Annotated in this window: 19 protein-coding genes and 1 tRNA gene; 10 read left to right on the forward strand and 10 right to left on the reverse strand. The window is 68.1% G+C overall.

From position 1 onward, the window contains the following. The first annotated feature begins 10 nt into the window (after positions 1 to 10). Entirely contained in the window at positions 11 to 625 is a 615-nt protein-coding gene (gene rsmD, locus ABDC25_RS09605; RefSeq protein ID WP_167254240.1) for a 16S rRNA (guanine(966)-N(2))-methyltransferase RsmD, read from the forward strand. Here rsmD and thiL read toward each other — a convergent pair. After that, positions 595 to 1,590, reverse strand: coding sequence for a thiamine-phosphate kinase (gene thiL, locus ABDC25_RS09610; RefSeq protein ID WP_167254242.1), 996 nt, complete (start codon positions 1,588 to 1,590; stop codon positions 595 to 597). The two genes, rsmD and thiL, sit on opposite strands and share 31 nt — an antisense overlap. Positions 1,591 to 1,613: 23 nt before the next feature. Here thiL and ABDC25_RS09615 point away from each other — a divergent pair, with 23 nt between their 5' ends. Next, entirely contained in the window at positions 1,614 to 2,096 is a 483-nt protein-coding gene (locus ABDC25_RS09615) for a DUF3515 domain-containing protein (protein WP_021200432.1), read from the forward strand. 22 nt (positions 2,097 to 2,118) lie between these two features. Here the strand turns inward: ABDC25_RS09615 and ABDC25_RS09620 are convergent, their stop codons facing one another. The 6 genes from ABDC25_RS09620 to leuC form a co-directional block, all read right to left on the reverse strand. Next, entirely contained in the window at positions 2,119 to 3,201 is a 1,083-nt protein-coding gene (locus ABDC25_RS09620; protein WP_036271561.1) for a D-alanine--D-alanine ligase family protein, read from the reverse strand. After that, the gene (locus ABDC25_RS09625; protein WP_029259085.1) at positions 3,107 to 4,240 is read right to left on the reverse strand and encodes an NAD(P)H-dependent glycerol-3-phosphate dehydrogenase; all 1,134 of its coding nucleotides are present in this window, start codon (positions 4,238 to 4,240) and stop codon (positions 3,107 to 3,109) included. Before ABDC25_RS09625 ends, ABDC25_RS09620 begins: the two co-directional genes overlap by 95 nt. After that, positions 4,230 to 4,994, reverse strand: coding sequence for a lysophospholipid acyltransferase family protein (locus tag ABDC25_RS09630; protein WP_029259084.1), 765 nt, complete (start codon positions 4,992 to 4,994; stop codon positions 4,230 to 4,232). The genes ABDC25_RS09625 and ABDC25_RS09630 overlap by 11 nt, the downstream gene beginning before the upstream one ends. After that, positions 4,991 to 6,358 carry a UDP-N-acetylglucosamine 1-carboxyvinyltransferase gene (gene murA / locus ABDC25_RS09635; RefSeq protein WP_347122747.1) on the reverse strand — a complete coding sequence of 456 codons (1,368 nt, stop codon included), beginning with the start codon at positions 6,356 to 6,358 and terminating at the stop codon, positions 4,991 to 4,993. Before murA ends, ABDC25_RS09630 begins: the two co-directional genes overlap by 4 nt. 66 nt (positions 6,359 to 6,424) lie before the next feature. Beyond that, positions 6,425 to 7,021, reverse strand: coding sequence for a 3-isopropylmalate dehydratase small subunit (gene leuD / locus ABDC25_RS09640; protein ID WP_021200427.1), 597 nt, complete (start codon positions 7,019 to 7,021; stop codon positions 6,425 to 6,427). Between the two features lie 3 nt (positions 7,022 to 7,024). Further along, positions 7,025 to 8,470 (reverse strand): 3-isopropylmalate dehydratase large subunit, encoded by a 1,446-nt coding sequence (gene leuC, locus ABDC25_RS09645; RefSeq protein WP_347122749.1) that lies wholly within the window; start codon positions 8,468 to 8,470, stop codon positions 7,025 to 7,027. Between the two features lie 191 nt (positions 8,471 to 8,661). Here leuC and ABDC25_RS09650 point away from each other — a divergent pair, with 191 nt between their 5' ends. Together ABDC25_RS09650 and ABDC25_RS09655 are read left to right on the forward strand one after the other, a co-directional pair. Continuing rightward, positions 8,662 to 9,957, forward strand: coding sequence for a PLP-dependent transferase (locus tag ABDC25_RS09650; protein WP_347122751.1), 1,296 nt, complete (start codon positions 8,662 to 8,664; stop codon positions 9,955 to 9,957). Beyond that, entirely contained in the window at positions 9,954 to 11,267 is a 1,314-nt protein-coding gene (locus ABDC25_RS09655) for an LLM class flavin-dependent oxidoreductase (protein ID WP_347122753.1), read from the forward strand. The genes ABDC25_RS09650 and ABDC25_RS09655 overlap by 4 nt, the downstream gene beginning before the upstream one ends. A gap of 19 nt (positions 11,268 to 11,286) precedes the next feature. On the opposite strand, the gene ABDC25_RS09660 is transcribed toward ABDC25_RS09655, so the two are convergent. Beyond that, complete coding sequence (locus tag ABDC25_RS09660) at positions 11,287 to 11,784, reverse strand: DUF427 domain-containing protein (protein WP_029259080.1); 498 nt, start codon at positions 11,782 to 11,784, stop codon at positions 11,287 to 11,289. A 36-nt stretch (positions 11,785 to 11,820) separates the two neighbouring features. Here ABDC25_RS09660 and ABDC25_RS09665 point away from each other — a divergent pair, with 36 nt between their 5' ends. Then, entirely contained in the window at positions 11,821 to 12,417 is a 597-nt protein-coding gene (locus ABDC25_RS09665; protein WP_167254250.1) for an LON peptidase substrate-binding domain-containing protein, read from the forward strand. Between the two features lie 39 nt (positions 12,418 to 12,456). Here ABDC25_RS09665 and ABDC25_RS09670 read toward each other — a convergent pair whose 3' ends face one another. Next, positions 12,457 to 13,461 carry a TerC/Alx family metal homeostasis membrane protein gene (locus ABDC25_RS09670; protein WP_021200421.1) on the reverse strand — a complete coding sequence of 335 codons (1,005 nt, stop codon included), beginning with the start codon at positions 13,459 to 13,461 and terminating at the stop codon, positions 12,457 to 12,459. Positions 13,462 to 13,750: 289 nt separating this feature from the next. On the opposite strand from ABDC25_RS09670, the gene ABDC25_RS09675 reads away from it, so the two are divergent. From ABDC25_RS09675 to ABDC25_RS09690, 4 genes are all read left to right on the forward strand, one after another. Beyond that, positions 13,751 to 14,311, forward strand: coding sequence for a sigma-70 family RNA polymerase sigma factor (locus tag ABDC25_RS09675; RefSeq protein ID WP_029265475.1), 561 nt, complete (start codon positions 13,751 to 13,753; stop codon positions 14,309 to 14,311). Continuing rightward, complete coding sequence (locus ABDC25_RS09680; RefSeq protein ID WP_167254252.1) at positions 14,308 to 15,456, forward strand: DUF4349 domain-containing protein; 1,149 nt, start codon at positions 14,308 to 14,310, stop codon at positions 15,454 to 15,456. Before ABDC25_RS09675 ends, ABDC25_RS09680 begins: the two co-directional genes overlap by 4 nt. Positions 15,457 to 15,573: 117 nt before the next feature. Further along, entirely contained in the window at positions 15,574 to 16,122 is a 549-nt protein-coding gene (locus ABDC25_RS09685) for a helix-turn-helix domain-containing protein (protein ID WP_021200418.1), read from the forward strand. Beyond that, positions 16,122 to 17,363: an MFS transporter gene (locus ABDC25_RS09690; RefSeq protein ID WP_021200417.1), complete on the forward strand. Its 1,242-nt coding sequence runs from the start codon at positions 16,122 to 16,124 to the stop codon at positions 17,361 to 17,363. Before ABDC25_RS09685 ends, ABDC25_RS09690 begins: the two co-directional genes overlap by 1 nt. Positions 17,364 to 17,429: 66 nt before the next feature. On the opposite strand, the gene ABDC25_RS09695 is transcribed toward ABDC25_RS09690, so the two are convergent. Continuing rightward, positions 17,430 to 17,502: transfer RNA gene (locus ABDC25_RS09695), tRNA-Glu, on the reverse strand. 150 nt (positions 17,503 to 17,652) lie between these two features. Between ABDC25_RS09695 and ABDC25_RS09700 the strand changes: the two genes are divergently transcribed. Continuing rightward, positions 17,653 to 18,291 carry an MBL fold metallo-hydrolase gene (locus tag ABDC25_RS09700; protein WP_029265478.1) on the forward strand — a complete coding sequence of 213 codons (639 nt, stop codon included), beginning with the start codon at positions 17,653 to 17,655 and terminating at the stop codon, positions 18,289 to 18,291. The last annotated feature ends 1 nt before the right edge of the window (position 18,292 follow it).

Below are 18,292 nucleotides of genomic sequence, written 5' to 3' on the forward strand. Positions count from 1 at the left end.
TCGTGAACGGGTGACGAGGATCATCGCAGGCAGCGCCAGAGGAGCCCGACTCGAGGTGCCGGGCTCGGGCACACGGCCCACGAGCGATCGGGTGCGCGAGTCGTTGTTCGGCGCGCTGGAATCACTGAGCGCGATCGCCGGGGCGCGGGTCCTCGATCTCTACGCCGGATCGGGAGCCCTGGGCTTGGAGTCGCTCAGCCGCGGAGCCGCGAGTGCCGACTTCGTGGAGCGCGGACGCCCGGCCGCCGCCATCGTCCGACGAAACGCCGGCGTGGTCGCGAAGGCCGGCAGTCTCCCGCTCGGTCGTGTGCACGAGAGCACGGTGCATGCGTTCCTGCAGCGCGCGACGGGACCCTTCGACCTCGTCTTCACCGATCCGCCGTACGACCTCGACGACGTCGCCATGACCGCCGATCTCGTCGCCCTCGCTCCACTCCTGTCGTCGGATGCCGTCGTCGTCGTGGAACGGGCGCGCCGCTCGACGCCCCCGGACTTCGGCGCGGCGAACCTGGAGCAGTTCCGGGAGAAGACCTACGGCGACACCACCATCTGGTGGGCCGAGCCCGCTGCCGACGAGGACGACGAGCCGGTCGATCAGCCTGCGACCGAGTCCCAGTCCCGATAGGGGTCCCACCCGCTGAGGTCGACGGGAAGGTCATCGCAGAGCAGATCTTCCGGTCCGGCAGCACGAACGGCGCCGATGACGCGGAACCCGGGCGGGAGCACGCCCTCGGGGAACGCGGCGAGCAGGGCGTGATCCTCCCCTCCGGCGATCGCTCGCTCAGGATCGTCCCCGAGAAGGGCTCGTTCCAGCGCGATCGTGACGCCGGAAGCCGCGGCCATCCGTCGCGCATCGAGGGCGAGTCCGTCGGACACGTCCATCATCGCCGTCGCCCCCGCCGTCGCGGCGACTGCGCCGAGGCCGATCGGGGGCGCGGGCCGCAGCTGCGCCGTCACCGCCGCGCGCTCTCCGGCGGCGAGCTTCGCGGCATCGACAGCCACCGGCACGTCGCCGTCTCGGAATCGACCGAACAGCACCGCGAGTCCACGTGCGGCATGACCGAGTTCACCGGCGACCGCGACGACATCTCCGGGGCGCGCACCGCTCCTGGTCACGGCAGTGCGTCCCTCGAGGTCGCCCAGCGCCGTCACCGCCACGGTCAGCACATCCGACACCGTCAGGTCGCCGCCGACCACGGCGCAGCCGGGGGCGAGCGCGGCACACGCATCGCGGAAGCCGTCGGCGAGCCGCTCCACGAAAGAGAGCCGCAGGTCGCGCGGCACCGCGAGAGCGACCAGCAGCGCGGTCGGGCGCGCCCCCATCGCCGCGACATCCGCGAGGTTCACCGCTGCGGCCTTCCAGCCGAGGTCGTACCCGCTCGACCATGCGAGCCGGAAGTCCGGGCCGTGCACGAGGGTGTCCGTCGTCGCGACCACGGAACCCGACGGCGTGGCGATCACCGCCGCATCGTCTCCCGGCCCGATGAGCGTGTGGGCCCCCGTCGGCGTCCGTGTGAGGATCGCCTGCAGGATGCGCCCTTCGGAGAGATCTCCCAGGCGCGGATCGTCGGCTTCGTGTCGGGAGGGCATGCTGTCAAAGGTAGCCTGGAAGCATGCCCCGTTCCCGTCGCCTCGCTGTCCTCGCCGGGGCAGTGACCCTCACCGCGGTGCTCGCCGGCTGCTCGACCACCGTGCACCTCGAGCCTGCAGCCGATGCGAACAATCCGGCGTGTGCGAACGTCTCGGTGCTGCTGCCGGAGTCCGTCGGCGGACTCGATCGCGTCTTCACCGACGCGCAGGCGACCGGTGCCTGGGGCGACCCCACAGTCGTGCTGCGGTGCGGTGTCGAACCCCCTGCGCCGTCGGCCCTGGTGTGCACGACCCTCGGCGGCGTCGACTGGCTCGTGCTCGACCAGGAAGAGGACCGTCAGCGCCTCGTCACCTTCGGTCGCGACCCCGCGGTGGAAGTGACGATCCGCCGTGGCGAACAGATCGACTTCCAGGCGATCGTCGACAAGATCTCGGCGAGCATCCAGTCCGGGCTCCAGCCGGCGACCGGACAGTGCACGGACCGCGTCGAGTTCCCCGCGGGCTGACCGCCCCCGGGGAACTCCGATCTCAGCGGCGCAGGCCCGCTTCGATGAGCTCGGTGATGAGATCGCCGTAGCTCAGGCCCGATGCGACCCAGCACTTGGGGAACATCGAGATCGGGGTGAATCCCGGCATCGTGTTGAGCTCGTTGACCACGAGTTCACCCGACGGCGTCAGAAACATGTCGACACGAGCGAGGCCTCGTCCGTCGACAGCCTCGAACGCGCGGACGCCGATCTCCTGGATCGCTGCGCACTCCGCATCCGTCACCTCGGCCGGACACACGACGTCCACGCCGTCACCGCCCAGGTACTTGCCCTCGAAATCGTAGAAGCCCCGCGACGTCAAGACGATCTCGCCGGGCAGCGAAGCCTTGACTCCGTCAGCGGTCTCGAGCACCGCCACCTCGATCTCGCGCCCGCTCACCCCGGTTTCGATCAGGACCTTGTCGTCTTCGGCGAAAGCCACCGCCAGAGCCGCGTCGAGCTCGTCGGCGGTCTCGACCTTGGACACTCCGACGCTCGAGCCCGCACGGGCGGGCTTCACGAACACCGGGAGGCCGAGTTCCGCAGCACGCGCACGAACGTCTGCGGCACTGCGGTCCCAGTCCTTTCGGCGCACCGTCACCCACGGCGCGACCGCGATGCCGGATGCCTCGAGCGCGATCTTCATGAAGTGCTTGTCCATGCACAGAGCGGAATCGAGGACACCGCCTCCGGCGTAGGGGACCTCGAGGGTGTCGAAGTAGCCCTGGATCGTGCCATCCTCCCCGTGGGGTCCGTGCAGGATGGGCAGGACGACGTCGATCTCCCCCAGCCCCTCGACGGTGCCATCGGCGTGCACGACCCGCAACGTGCGGTCGCCACCGGGCTCCGGCCACAGCACCCGAGTGCCGTTGTCGACGACTTCGGGGAGGTGCGCGGCATCGAGCGGGAACTTCGCCGGATCGTCGTCCTCGAGGACGAACGCTCCTTCACGGGTGATCCCGACGGGGATCACGGCGTAGCGGTCGCGGTCAATCGCGCCCAGCACGCCCCCCGCCGTTGCGGAGCTGATCGAATGCTCGCTGGAGCGCCCGCCGAAGAGCACCACCACCGTCTGCTTGTCCATGGTTGGTCCTCTCACCCTGCGGGGTGTCGTCGTCCGTCGTCAGGTGGGGTGCGATGTCTCGCGGATCCATCTTGCCGTCGAGCACCATCTTCACCTGCTCGACGATGGGCATGTCGACCTCGGCTTCGCGAGCGAGCTGCAGGATGGGCGCGACGGAGGCGAGTCCCTCGGCTGTCTGCTGCATCTGCTTCACGACGTCCTGGAAGCTGTATCCCTGACCGAGCAGTCGCCCGGCGGTGTTGTTGCGGCTCAGTGGCGACTGGCACGTGGCGATGAGGTCGCCCAGACCGGCGAGGCCCTGAAGCGTCTCCGGGTGCGCGCCGTTCGCGACCGCGAAGTCGGTCATCTCGACCAGTCCACGGGTGATGATCGACGCCTTGGTGTTCTCGCCGTAGCCGACACCGTCCACGATGCCGATGGCCACGGCGATCAGGTTCTTGAGGACGCCACCGAACTCGGTACCGATCACATCGGTGTTCACGAAGGTACGGAAGTAGCTGTTGCGGGCCGCGCGTGCGACGATCTCCGCCGTCTCCTGGCTGCGTGAGGAGATGACGGCGGCGGTCGGCTGCTCCCGAGCGATCTCGAGGGCGAGGTTCGGCCCCGAAGCCACCGCGATGCGATCGGGGTCACACCGCAGCTCCTGCTGGATCACCTGGCTCATGCGCAATCCGGTGCCGCGTTCGACACCCTTCATGAGGCTGATGATCTTCGCGTCGCTGTCCGCGATCAGCGGCCGCAGAGCTTTCAGGTTCTCGCGCAGCGACTGACTCGGCACGGAGAGATAGACCTGGTCCACCCCCTCCAGCGCGGTCGCGAGCTCGTGGGTCGCCGCCATCGTGCGGGGAAGGTTGATCCCTGGCAGGTAGCGCGAATTGCGCTTGGCCTCGTTGATCTCCTGGGCGAGTTCGGCACGACGCGCCCACATCGTCACCTGGGCGCCCCCGTCGGCGAGGATCTTGCCGAAGGTGGTCCCCCAGCTGCCCGAGCCGATGACGGTGGCCCGTGGGCCTGCTGCAACGGTTCTCTTAGGAGTCAAGGCGCCCGGTCTCCTTCTGCCCATGGCTCGCGGGGTTCCACCGCTCCGCCGGTGCCTTCTCGTCCCGCAGCTCCTCGAGGAGCGCGGTGATCGCGTTCATGAGTCGATTGGTGGCCTCGGTGAGGGCCGCCGGCTCTCCGGCACGCTCGCGCAGATCGGAGACGTCGACCGGATCGCCGATGAGCACCTGGACCGGCTTGCGCAGCGGCCAGAGGCTCAGACCCTTCTGGTAGCGCCCCATGATCGCCTGGGTGCCCCACTGGGCCATCGGGATCAGCGGGATGCCATCGGCGAGGGCCAGGCGTACCGCACCCGACTTGCCGCGCATCGGCCACAGGTCGGGATCACGCGTGAGCGTGCCCTCAGGGTAGACGATCACGCCGCGGCCGTGCTCGACGAGCTCCTCCGACTGCTTCATCGTCTGCCGTGCGGAGGCAGCGGACGAGGTCCGCGCGACCGGGATCATCCCGGTGCGGTGCAGGAACCAGCCCAGCACCGGGACCGAGAAGAGGCTCTCCTTCGCCATGAACCGCGGCGCGCGACCGGAGCGCCACACGGCGACGGCGACGATGAGCGGATCGAACTCGGAGTAGTGGTTCGGCGCCAGGACGTACGACCCCTCCTGGGGCAGCTTCTCGGCCCCGCGGACACGGATCTTCGCGATCAGAGAGACCGGCGGGATGATCAGCGCCGCGAGCGGCCAGAAGATGCTCGGACGCTTCGTCTCCGATGATCGGGACGTCACCGCGGTCACCGGATGACGTCGAAGTCGGCGCCGAGCGCGTCGAGCTTGGCGAGGAACTTCTCGTAGCCGCGGCTGAGGATGTCGACACCCGACACCTTCGATTCGCCGGTGGCCGTCAGTGCCGCGATCACATGGCTGTAGCCGCCGCGGAGATCGGGAACCACGATGTTCGCGCCATGCAGAGGCGTCGGGCCGGTGATGACTGCCGCCTGCTCCAGGTCCCGCCGCGGAACGCGGCGCGGGCCGTCCTGGAGACCACGGGGGTGCACGACGATGTCGGCCCCCATCTTGACCAGGGCATCGGTGAACCCCATCCGATTCTCGTACACGGTCTCGTGCACGACGGAGCGGCCGTGTGCCTGCGTGAGAGCGACGACGAGCGGCTGCTGCCAGTCGGTCATGAAGCCGGGGTGCACGTCGGTCTCGATCACGACGGGCTTGATGTCGCCGTCGCGACGGAAGAGGATGCCGTCTTCCTGGATGTCGAACCAGCCGCCCGCCTTGCGGAAGACGTTGAGGAACGTGAGCATCTCCTGCTGCTTGGCGCCGCCGACGAAGATCTCGCCGTCGGTGGCCAGCGCCGCGGATGCCCACGATGCCGCCTCGTTGCGGTCGAAGATCGACCTGTGGTCGTATCCGCGGAGCTTCTCGACGCCCTCGATCACGATGACGCGGTTCGGCTCGTACGAGATGATGGCGCCCATCTTCTGCAGCACGGCGATCAGGTCCATGATCTCGGGCTCGATGGCCGCGTTGCGCAGCTCCGTCACGCCTTCGGCGCGGACGGCGGTGAGCAGCACCTGCTCCGTGGCACCGACGCTCGGGTACGGAAGGTGGATGTTGGCGCCGTGCAGACGGCTTCCCCCCGTCGAGAGGCGGATGCCGCTGGGCAGCTTCTCGACGATCGCGCCGAACTTGCGCAGAGCGTCCAGATGGAAGTCGATGGGACGATCCCCGATGCGGCATCCACCCAAGTCGGGGATGAACGCCTGACCGAGACGGTGCAGCAGCGGTCCGCAGAACAGGATCGGGATACGCGAGGCTCCCGCGTGGGCGTCGATCTCCTCGAAGTGCGCCGACTCCACATCGCTCGGGTCGAACACGAGCGAACCGGGCTCATCGCCCTCGGATACGCGAACGCCGTGCACCTCGAGCAGCGACCGCACGACGGCGACGTCACTGATCGCCGGCACGTCGCGCAGAGTGCTCACGGTCTCGCCCAGGAGCGAGGCGACCATGGCCTTCGTCGCCAGGTTCTTCGCGCCCTTGACATCGACACGGCCGCGAAGCGGACGTCCGCCTCGGATGGCGAGGACGTCTCCGGTGAGGGCAGGGACTCCGTCCGGAAGAGCGTCGCGCACAGGTGTCGTCATTCGGAGCCTCACTTCATTCACGGATTTCGGGGGCGGGTTGCCCCTGGCTCCCCCGCCCCCACCGTCTTACTGAACGGGAAGGGTTCGGGGCCGCCACGACTCGCGACGGGCCTCGAACTGCGCGATCTTGTCTTCGTTGCGCAGCGTGAGCCCGATGTCATCGAGCCCTTCGAGGAGCCGCCATCTAGTGTAATCGTCGATACCGATGTCGGCCTGGACGTCGCCGATGGACGCGGTGCGCGCCTCGAGGTCGACGGTCATCTGGACCCCGGGATTCCGGTCGATCTCAGCCCAGAACCGCTCGAGATCCTCTTCCGAGATCGTCGCGGCGAGCAGACCCTGCTTGCCCGAATTGCCCCGGAAGATGTCGGCGAAGCGCGGGCTGAGCACGACTTTGAAGCCGAAATCCCGGAGCGCCCAGACCGCGTGCTCGCGGCTGGATCCGGTGCCGAAGTCGGGTCCGGCGAGAAGCACCGATGCCCCCTGGAAAGGCGCCTGGTTGAGAACGAAATCGGGATCCTGACGCCATCCGTGGAACAGAGCGTCCTCGAAACCGGTCTTCGTGACCCGCTTGAGGAAGACGGCGGGGATGATCTGATCGGTGTCGACGTTCGAGCGCTTCAGAGGCGCCGCGATACCCGTGTGAGTGGTGAACTTCTCCATGATTCAGAACCCTTCCGTGAGGTCGCTCGGGCTGGACAGGGTGCCACGGATCGCGGTGGCTGCGGCGACGAGCGGCGAGACGAGGTGCGTGCGCCCTCCCTTGCCCTGCCGGCCCTCGAAGTTCCGGTTGGAGGTGGACGCACAGCGCTCCCCCGGAGCCAGCTGATCGGGGTTCATCCCGAGGCACATCGAGCATCCGGCGAAGCGCCACTCCGCCCCGAAGTCCTTGATGACCTTGTCGAGGCCCTCCGCCTCGGCCTCCAGCCGCACCCTGGCGGATCCGGGGACGACCATGACCCGCACCCCGTCGGCCTTCTTCTTGCCCTCGATGATCGAGGCGAACGCACGCAGGTCCTCGATACGGCTGTTGGTGCACGACCCCATGAAGACCGCGTCGACCGGCACCTCCTTGAGTGGTGTCCCCGGAGTCAGATCCATGTACTCCAGCGCACGCTCGGCGGCGGCGCGCTCGTTCGGATCGTCGATCTCGGCCGGGTCGGGCACCGAGGCCGAGAGCGAGCTGCCCTGACCGGGGTTCGTGCCCCACGTCACGAAGGGCTCGAGCTGGTCGGCATCGATGAACACCTCGGCGTCGAACGTCGCGCCGTCGTCGGTCGGCAGCGTGCGCCAGTACGCGACGGCCTCTTCCCAGTCCTGTCCCTTCGGCGCATGCGGGCGGCCTTCGAGGTATGCGAACGTCGTCTCGTCGGGAGCGACCATGCCGGCGCGGGCCCCGGCCTCGATGGACATGTTGCAGATGGTCATCCGGCCCTCCATCGACAGGGCGCGGATGGCGCTGCCGCGGTATTCGAGCACGTATCCCTGACCGCCGCCGGTGCCGATCTTCGCGATGACCGCGAGGATGATGTCCTTGGCCGTGACACCGGGGCGGAGCGTCCCCTCGACGTTGATCGCCATCGTCTTGAACGGCTTGAGCGGGAGCGTCTGGGTCGCCATGACATGCTCGACCTCGCTCGTGCCGATGCCGAACGCCATCGCGCCGAATGCGCCGTGGGTCGACGTGTGCGAATCGCCGCACACCACCGTGATGCCGGGCATCGTCAGCCCGAGCTGAGGACCCACCACGTGCACGATGCCCTGTTCGGCATCACCCAGCGAGTGCAGACGCACCCCGAACTCGGCCGCGTTGCGGCGCAGCGTCTCGATCTGCGTACGGCTGGTGAGATCGGCGATCGGCTTGTCGATCTCCCACGTCGGGGTGTTGTGATCCTCGGTGGCGATCGTGAGATCGAGACGGCGCAGCGGGCGGTCTTCGCTGCGCAGTCCGTCGAAGGCTTGCGGGCTGGTGACCTCGTGCACCAGATGCAGGTCGATGTAGATGAGATCCGGCTCGCCGTTCTCACCCTTCACGACGAGATGGTCGTCCCAGACCTTCTCTGCGAGAGTTCTGCGGCGTGCGGGATCGGCACCGTTTGCGGGGGTGGTCATTGCGTGTCTCCTGTGGCTGGCGGTTCGGCCCACGATGGACTCCGCGACGAGGAGGGGCTCAGAACGAGGTCTCGTCGCGGCGCCTAAGAAGAAGGAGGACGGCCCGCATGACGTCAGATTACCACCGCTCGGACATGCTCCTCCCCGTCATGACACTCTGTTGAGCACCCCGACCGACCGAGAGGCACCGCATGACCGTCGACTCCGCCCGCTTCGCCACACGCGCGGTCCATGCGGCGAGAACCCGCGAGACTGCGGCGTCGCGCGCGACGCCGATCTACCTGACGGCGGGCTTCGAGTTCGACGACTTCGATCACGCAGCCGATCATTTCCGCACAGGGACAGGCTTCGGATACACGCGCACCGGGAACCCCACGGTGCGCGCGGTGGAACGGCAACTGGCCGCCCTCGAATCGGGAGCGGACGCCGTGCTCGTCGCCAGCGGGCAGGCGGCGGTCGCCACAGCCCTGCTGACCGTCGCGGGCGCCGGCGATCACATCGTGTCGTCCACGCACATCTACGAAGGCACCAGAGGCCTGTTCCTCGACAACCTTGCGCGGCTCGACATCGAGACGACGTTCGTCGACGACATCGCCGATCCGCAGGCCTGGCGCTCGGCGATACGCCCGAACACCCGTGCGCTGTTCGCCGAATCGCTCGCCAACGCGCGCAACGACGTGCTCGACATCGGCACCGTCAGCGGCATCGGCGACGAGCACGCCATCCCGCTCATCGTGGACAACACGCTGGCCACGCCTGCGTTGCTGCGGCCTCTCGAGCACGGAGCGGCGATCGTGGTCCACTCCGCGTCGAAGTTCCTCGCCGGTCACGGCTCCGTGCTCGGTGGCGTGCTCGTCGACGACGGACGCTTCGACGCCGAGCTGGCGGGCCACAACGCCCCCCACCTCGTACTTCCCGGTCGAGGCGAGACGCCCAGTGTCTTCGCGCGACACGGCGGTCGTGCCCGCATCGCGTACGCCAGGGAGTCGGTGGCTCCGCGCTTCGGCGCCTCTCCCTCGCCGCTCAACGCCTTCCTGATCGGACAGGGCGTGGAGACGCTCGGACTCCGGGTCGAGCGTCAGTCCCGCAATGCTCTGCAGATCGCCCGGTGGCTGGAGCAGCACGAGGCCGTCGAGAGCGTGGACTACGTCGGACTCCCCTCCCACCCCGACCACGCGCTCGGGAAGCGCTACCTCGACGGCGGCTCCGGCTCGATCTTCACCTTCACCCTTCGGGGCGGACTCCCCGCAGCGCGCCGCTTCGTCGAGGATGTCCAGGTCTTCACCCACATGACCCACATCGGAGACGTCCGTTCCCTGGTGCTGCATCCGGGGACAACGAGTCATGCGCAGCGCACCGACGAAGAACGCGAGATCCTCGGCGTCGGACCGGGCACCCTCCGCCTGTCGATCGGCATCGAGGACGTCGACGATCTTCTCTCCGACCTGTCTCGCGTGCTCCAGGGTGTGCGGGAGACGGTGGCATGACCCGCCCTCAGCACTTCGGCTGGTTCGTCGCCCGTGGCTTCGGCCCGCAGGGTTGGGGGTATCCGTCGCTCGACTGGGACTACGACTGGACGCGTCCCGAGATCTATCAGGAGGCCGCGCGGACGCTCGAACAGGCCGGGTTCGATCTGGTCATCATCGAGGACGCACCATCTCTGGGATCGCCTTCGACGATCGACCTGCGGGTGCGGCACGCTTTCGGCGGGCCGAAGCATGATCCGCTCCTCCTCGCGCCGTACCTCTTCCAGGCGACCAGGCATCTCGGCGTGGTCCCGACGGTGAATCCCGCCGCCTCCCTCCCCTACACGGCGGCGCGGCAGTTCGCGACCTTGCAGCACCTCAGCGGTCACCGGCTCGGACTCAACGTCGTCACCGACACCGGCAGCGCCCGCCACTTCTCCGACGCGACGCAGCTGGGACACGACGAAGCGTACGACCGCGCCGAGGAATGGCTCACCGGCATCCGCTCGCTCTGGCGCAGCTGGGATGACGGGGCCCTCGTCGCCGACCGCGAGACCGATGTCTTCGCCGAAGGCACGCGGTTGCGGGCCGTCACGCACCGGGGCGATTACTTCGCGTTCGACGGACCGCTGAACGCCGTGCCGTTCACCCAGGGGGAACCCGCGATCGTCTCGCCCGGCGGCTCGGGCCGAGGACTCGGCTTCGCCGGCGCGAACTCCGACGTACAGCTGGCGCTCGCCCCGCTGCACGAGAAGTCCGTGCGCGACTACCGCGCCAAGGTGCACGAGGCGGCGGTCGCGAGAGGCCGACGTCCGGACGACATCAAGATCCTCTTCGCCATCCAGCCCGTGATCACGTCGTCGAGCGACGAAGCCGATCGCATCGTCGCGGCCTCTACGCACCCCGACGACGCCGCGCTCGTGCAGATCGCCCGCAAGCAGTCGAGTGATCTCGAGACCGACCTGACGTCACTCGACCTCGACCGGCCGCTCGACCTCTCGATCTTCGGCGCCCATGTCTCGCGGGGCAGCATCCAGCGCCTGATCGGCGACCGCGGGGAGGACGCCCCGCTGCGTGCGCATCTGAGCGCGCTCGCCCGCGCCGGTCGCCTCAAGGATCGCACCGGATTCGTCGGCACCGCCGAGGAGTTCGCAGACGTGATCGAGGAGCTCGGCGACTGGGGCAACGACGGCGTGCTGCTGTGGGGCGACTTCCACCCCGTGACGCTGCACCGGACGCTCGATGAGCTCGTACCCGTTCTGCGTCGCCGCGGGATCCTCCGACGCGAGTACGCAGAGGGTGGCCTGCAGGCGAACCTGCGCGCGTTCTGATCGTCGGTGGGGCCGACCGTCACCAGCCCAGGGAACCGGGATCGCCCTTGAAAGGGCCGACGACGGACGAGGTGACCCAGCCGCCGTAGAACCCACCCGGCTGTGGCGTCGCGATCTCGTCGCCCACCGTGCACTCGTCCATCGGGGCCGCGTACACGGCGATCCGATCGGTCAGCGCCTCGAATCCCGGTGTCGGATTCGGATAGTTCCAGGCGGCGCCCCGGCGCACGGTGCCGCCGTTGCGCACGTCGAAGTAGCGGGCCGCGCCCTTGAACTCGCAGAACGATGCACCATCGGCCTCGACCAGTGCACCGGGGACGAAGTCGGCGATCGGAAGGTAATACACGGGAGGGTGGCTCGTCTCCAGCACGCGCACCGCACGACGGGTATCGGCGATCAGGTCTCCGCCGAGGCGGATCGTGACGCGCTCCGTGACCGGCTCGACGCGCGGGGGCCTCGGGTAGTCCCAGACGGATTCCTGTCCGGCGGCCGGGGCGATGGGACGAGGTCGACGCATCTGTTCACTTTACGTCTCTCGGTGTTGACTGGTGCCGTGACCGTCATCCCGATGTTCCCCCTCGGCTCCGTGCATTTCCCGCATACGCCGCTTCCCCTCCGCGTGTTCGAGCCGCGCTACCTCACGATGATCGGCCGGCTCCTGGATGAGGAGGACCCTCGATTCGGGGTCGTTCTCATCGAACGCGGTCACGAGGTCGGCGGGGGTGATCGGCGCAGTCGTATCGGGACGATGGCCCGGCTGGTGAACGTATCCGCCGGTGCGGATGCGCTGCTCGCCGTCGCCGTCGGCACCGACCGCTTCGCTGTCGAGGAGTGGCTCGATGACGACCCCTTCCCCCGCGCCGAGGTGACGTCGCTGTCCGCGCTCGAATGGAACGACGAGCTCACTCCGCTCCGCACCGAAGCCGAGGCGATCGTGCGCCGCACTCTCGCACGCGCCCCCGGAGCGCAGTGGGACGCCGACACCGAGATCTCGGACGAGCCGGTCGCCGCGGCCTGGCAGCTCGCGGCGATCGCTCCCCTGGGCGAGTACGACAGATATGCACTGCTGAACTCCACCACGATGGGTGGGCTGCTTCGTCAGATCATCGACCTCACCCTGGACGCCGAGCTTCTGTGGTCACGCGGATGAGAGGAGAGGCGTCCGCTGGCGAGCGTGCCGCCGCCGGCGTCACTCCACGGTGGTGGATCGCCTCGCCACGCGCTTCTCACGGGACGACGCGATCAGGCTTGCGACCGTCGCGATGGTCATCGAGGCCAGGATCACGCCGAGCGAGACCATGTTGCTGATGTCGGGCACCCACTCGACGTGCTCGCCGCCGTTGATGAACGGCAGTTCGTTGACGTGCAGGGCGTGCAGGATCAGCTTGATGCCGATGAAACCGAGGATGACGGCGATGCCGTAGTGCAGGTAGCGCAACCGGTCGAGCAGGTCGCCGAGCAGGAAGTAGAGCTGGCGGAGCCCCATCAGCGCGAAGATGTTGGCGGCGAAGACGAGGAAGCCGTTCGTGGTGATCTCGAAGATCGCGGGGATGGAGTCGATCGCGAAGATCAGATCGGTCACACCGATGGTGATGAAGACGATGACCATCGGCGTCCACATGCGCTTGCCGTCCACCGTGGTGCGGATCTTCGAGCCGTCGTAGGTCTCGCTGATGTCCACCCGGCGACGCAGCAGCCGCACGATGAAGTTCTCACGCTGCACCTCGCCCTCGTGGTCGCCGTCCGGCATGGCCTGGCGGATCGCGGTCCAGATGAGGAAGGCGCCGAAGATGTAGAAGATCGGCGAGAAGTTCTCGACGATCGCGACGCCGGCGAGGATGAAGAGCCCTCGCAGGACGAGCGCGATGATGATGCCGATCATCAAGACCTGCTGCTGCAGCCGTCGCGGAACGGCGAACTGGGCCATGATCAGCACGAAGACGAACAGATTGTCGATGGAGAGGCTGTACTCCAACGCCCATCCGGTGATGAAGTCGCCGGCGTTCTGCCAGCCCCCGACGTTTCCGAGGAGCACAGCGAACAACAGCGCGAGGCCCACGTAGAAGACCACCCAGAGTGTGGATTCCTTCGTCGACGGGATGTGCGGCCGGAGCCGGATGAGGAGCAGGTCGCCGATCAGGATGATCGTGAGGACGATCATCGAGGTGATCTCGAACCAGACGGGAATGTCCAAGGGCGCACTGCACCTTTCGCGGAGGGGTCGGGAATGAGTCGAAAGTCTCTCCCCCGCACTGACGTGCGGCGCGCGCCCGGAGCAGCGATGACGGTGCTCGTGATGACGTTACGCGCGGATTCGGGATACTCCCTCTCGCCCGGGCAATGCTACCGGAGCCTCGGCATCAGCGGGAGCGGATGACGCCCGAATCTTCGCGCCCCACCCGACCCCCGGCTCCCGCATCGAATCTGAGACGATGGGGCGTCGATCGACACTCTCCCTGTGAGAGACACCGAACGGAACCGGGATGCCCCTGCAGACAGATGACCAGAGATGGGCGGCGCAGGCCGCGGCGGGCGACGAGAGCGCCTTCCGCGAGCTGTACCGCACACACGTGCGACCTGTGTACTGGATCGCGCACGGCATCCTCGCCTCGCCGGCCGACGCGGAGGATGTGACGCAGGAGACGTTCGTCGTCGCCTGGCGCAAACTCCCCCGTCTGGAGCTCCAGGGCGAGTCGATCCTGCCCTGGTTGGCCACGATCTGTCGCTTCCAGGCAGCGAATCGAGTTCGCCAACGTCGGAGGGATCAGGCGCACACCGCGGAGGCGGTCGATGAGACCCTGCTGCCGGACACGGTGAGCGTCGAGGAACAGGTCATCACGGCGGAGCTGGCAGCGCGGATCGCGCAGGAGGTGGGCACGTTGAGCGAGCTGGACCGCGAGATCTTCCGCCTGTGCGCGTCGGAGGGCTACGCCTATCAGACGGCTGCCGAGGAGCTCGGGGTGACCCACGCGGTCGTTCGGAATCGTCTCTCCCGAGTGCGCACGCAGTTGCGGGGCGCCGTCACGGAAGCGAGAGACGCATGAACGAACAGACCACCAGCGGCGACCTGCCCGAGCTCTCGGACGAGACGATCTCCCGCATCGAAGACGCGGTCTTCGCCGAGATCGCCACCGAGCGGGCCCCTGCGCACGTCGGGGAAGCGCGATCGCGGACGCGCCATCGGCGTTGGCTCACCGGCGCAGGCATCGCTGCGGCTTTCGTCGTGGGTGTGCTCGTGACTCCGCCGATCCTCGGTGCCGTCGGCGGAGGCACCTCTGTCACGGCCGACGGCGTGAGCACTTCCGGCGGCTCCGTCGCCGATTCCGCTCCTTCCTCCCCCGAGCGGATCACCGGGATCACACCCGAATCGCTGCCCGACGGCGCACTGAGCTCCGGCACGGACGGAACTCTCCCCGGCACGGTGGAGTCCGGCACCGCGGAGGCCGACACCGGACGCCAGATCATCGCCACGGCGCAGGCGACGGTCCAGGTGAAGAGCATTCCCGATGCCGCGACGGCGATCGCCGCCCTGGCGGAGGAGCACGGCGGCTACGTCGAGAGCACGGAGATCGGGAAGTCGATCGCCGCCGACGGCCCCTCCGAGCCGGCCCCCGTTCCCGCCGATTCGGCGTACGGCTGGATCAGCATCCGGGTGCCGTCGGCTGATCTGGTCGACGTGATCGCCGCTCTCGATGACACCGGCGACGTGCTCTCGTCGTCGACGTCGAAGCAGGACGTGACATCGGTCGCGATCGACCTCCAGGCGCGCGTCGACTCCACCCGAGCGTCGGTCGAGCGGCTCACGCAGCTGATGGCGCAGTCGGGAACCGTCGCCGAGCTGATCGAAGCCGAGGTGGCGCTGACAGACCGCCAGGCACAGCTCGAATCGTATGAGCAGCAGCTCGCCGCTCTCGACGATCAGGTCGCCATGTCATCGCTGCAGGTGCAGCTGACCAAGGCGAGCACGCCGACCACCGCCGACCCTGCCGGCTTCGTCGACGGGCTGACGGCGGGATGGAACGGGCTCGTCGTGTCGCTGAACGCGCTGGTCATCGCCCTGGGCTTCCTCCTCCCCTGGCTCGTGATCGCGGGCGCCGTCGTGCTCGTCGTCTGGTTCCTCCGCCGCGCACGACGGAACCGACGCCTCGCCGGCGCGACGACATCAGACGAGACGATCGTCGAAGCCTGACGCGGGCGGTGTCAGGAAGAGGCCGTCTCCCTGTGACGGGAGCTGGCCCCTTCTTGATTTTCCGGCTTATACAAGAACACTTGTGCATCTTGTGAACCGCGATTAGCGTCGTCTGCCGTGGAAGACATCTCCGTGATCACCGCCGTGCATCACCCGCTGCGCCGCCGCATCTACGACTACCTGCTCCTGTACGGCACGGCGCAGGTCACCGCGATCGCCCGCGCACTCGACAGTCAGGTCGGCAGCATCAGCCATCACCTGCGCATGCTCGAGCGCGCCGGTGTCGTGGAACGCGCCCCGGATCCTGCGGGCGACAGACGCACCAGCTGGTGGAAGGTCGCGCGTCGGGGCCTCACCTGGTCGACCGACGACTACGCCGATTCGCCCGCCGATGCCCTGCTCGCCAGAGAGGCCCAGCGACAGGGCATCCGGATGCAGATCGATCGGCTCCAGCGCTGGCATCGCAGTCGCCACGATCCGGCCTTCGCCGGGTACGACGGCTCGAACACCGAGACCACAGCCTGGGCGTCACCCGAGGAACTGCGGGACCTCTCCGCGCGGATCCTCACGACGATCCGCGCGTGGCAGGACGACATCGACCTCGACGATGGCCAGGACCGCGCTCCCGTCTTCGTGTTCGCGCACGCCTTCCCGACGGCGCCGTGATGTCGACCGTCAGCGACCCTGTCGAGATCGTCGCGCCCCCCGCCTTCCGCCGCGATCGCCTGGTGCACGCGTGGATCGGCGTGAAGGCGCTCTCGGATGCCGGCGACGCTCTCTGGACCATCGCCCTCGCCTGGACGGCCGTGCAGGTCGCCTCTCCCGCCGTCGCAGGACTGATCGTCGCCGCGGGAACCGTGCCCCGGGCGGTGATCCTGCTGTTCGGAGGCGTGATCGCCGACCGCGCAGACGCCCGTCGCATCATGCTCGTGTTCAACGTGCTCCGGGTCGGCGTGCTGGTCGCCGTCGCGGTCTGGGTGCTCACGACTCCTCCCTCTGTCGCCGTGCTGCTCTTCGCCGCGATCGCGTTCGGCGTCTGCGATGCGTTCTACGAGCCGTCGGCGGGCACGATCGCCCGCCAGCTGGTCAGAGCCGTCGACCTCCCCAGCTACGGCGCTGCAGCGCAGACGGCGTCTCGGCTCGGCACCATGGGCGGCGCGGCGATCGGTGGATTCGTCGTCGCGCACGCCGGTCTCGCCGGAAGCGCATCCGTGAACGCCCTGACCTTCACACTGGTGGTCGCTTTCATCGCGATCTGGCTGCGCCCCCGCTTCCGTCTCGCCCGTGCGGAGAAGGAGACCGCTCTGCGCGGCATCGCGCGCGGGTTCGCCCATCTCTCCGCGAACCCCACGACCCGCACGCTCGTGATCGCCCTCTCGGGACTGAACCTGGCCGTCGGACCCGCCGTCGGGATCGGGCTCGCCCTGAGGGCGCATGACGAGGGGTGGGGCGCCCAGGCTGTCGGCCTGTTCGAGGCGCTGCTCGGCCTCGGCGCCGCACTCGGGGCTGTGTCGGTGGCGAAGTGGCGCCCGCGGCACGAGGCACGGGCAGGTTTCTGGGCGCTGGTCGTGCAGGGCGCCGGAATCGTGGCGCTCGGCTTCGGGCCGGCATGGACCGTCGGTACCGCCGCTTTCGTCATCGGCGCCACCGCGGGGTACGCATCGGTGCTGCTGAGTGCGACGTTCTCGGCGACCGTCGACACCGCATATCTCGGTCGCATGGGGTCCCTCACCCGTCTTGGCGACGATTGCCTCATGCCGCTCGCGATGGCCGGATTCGGCGCACTCGCCTCCGCGACCGCACTCTGGGTGCCGTTCACCATTTTCGGCGGCGCGATGATGGCGCTGATGATCCTGCCCTTGAGCAATCGGACTTTCCGGGCGATGTCGCTGAAACCCGCAGTCTGAGCGCACGGGCACGTGGACGGCGGAAACAAGAAAGCCCCCGGCGAACCGGAGGCTTTCTCTGTTGTGTGACCCCAGCGGGATTCGAACCCGCGTTACCGCCGTGAGAGGGCAGCGTACTAGGCCGCTATACGATGGGGCCGTCTGGCGAAACGTTTCCGTCGCGCGACAACCGTTCAAGTATGCCACGGCGATTCTCACTGCGCCAAATCGGCGCCGCCCTGAAACGAATCCCGGGCGTGGCGCACCGATTCCGTTTGCCGTGGGCGACCTGAAGGAGTTGACTCATGCCATGCGCGTCACCAAGTTCGAACATGCCGCCCTCCGTCTCGATGCGAACGAGAAGACCCTTCTGATCGATCCCGGATCGTTCACGGCACCCCTGAACGACCTCACCGATCTGGTGGGAATCGTGATCACCCATGAGCATCCGGACCACTGGACGACCGATCACTTCGACCGCCTCCTCCGCGCAGCGCCCGGAACGCCGATCTTCGCGCCCGCGGGTGTCGCCCGCGCGGCCGAGGGATACGACATCACGGTGGTCTCCCCCGGCGACACCGTGGAGATCGGCGGATTCACTCTGCGATTCTTCGGCGGAACGCACGAGGTCATCCACGCCTCTCTCCCGACGGTCGAGAACGTCGGGGTCCTCGTGAACGACGAGCTCTACTACCCCGGCGACTCCTACGCGGTTCCCGAGGGTGTCGCCGTCGGTACTTTGGCCGCGCCGCTCGGCGCCCCCTGGCTGAAGATCGGTGACGCGATGGACTACGTGCTCGCTGTCGCCCCGCGCCGCGCGTTCGGCACCCACGACATGACGCTGTCCGTGATCGGCAGGAACATGCACCGACAGCGACTGCAGTGGGCCACGGAGCAGGGCGGCGGCGAGTTCTTCGTCCTCGAGCCCGGCGAATCCCTCGATCTCTGAA

Source organism: Microbacterium sp. SY138 (assembly GCF_039729145.1).
Taxonomy (GTDB): Bacteria; Actinomycetota; Actinomycetes; order Actinomycetales; family Microbacteriaceae; genus Microbacterium; species Microbacterium maritypicum_A.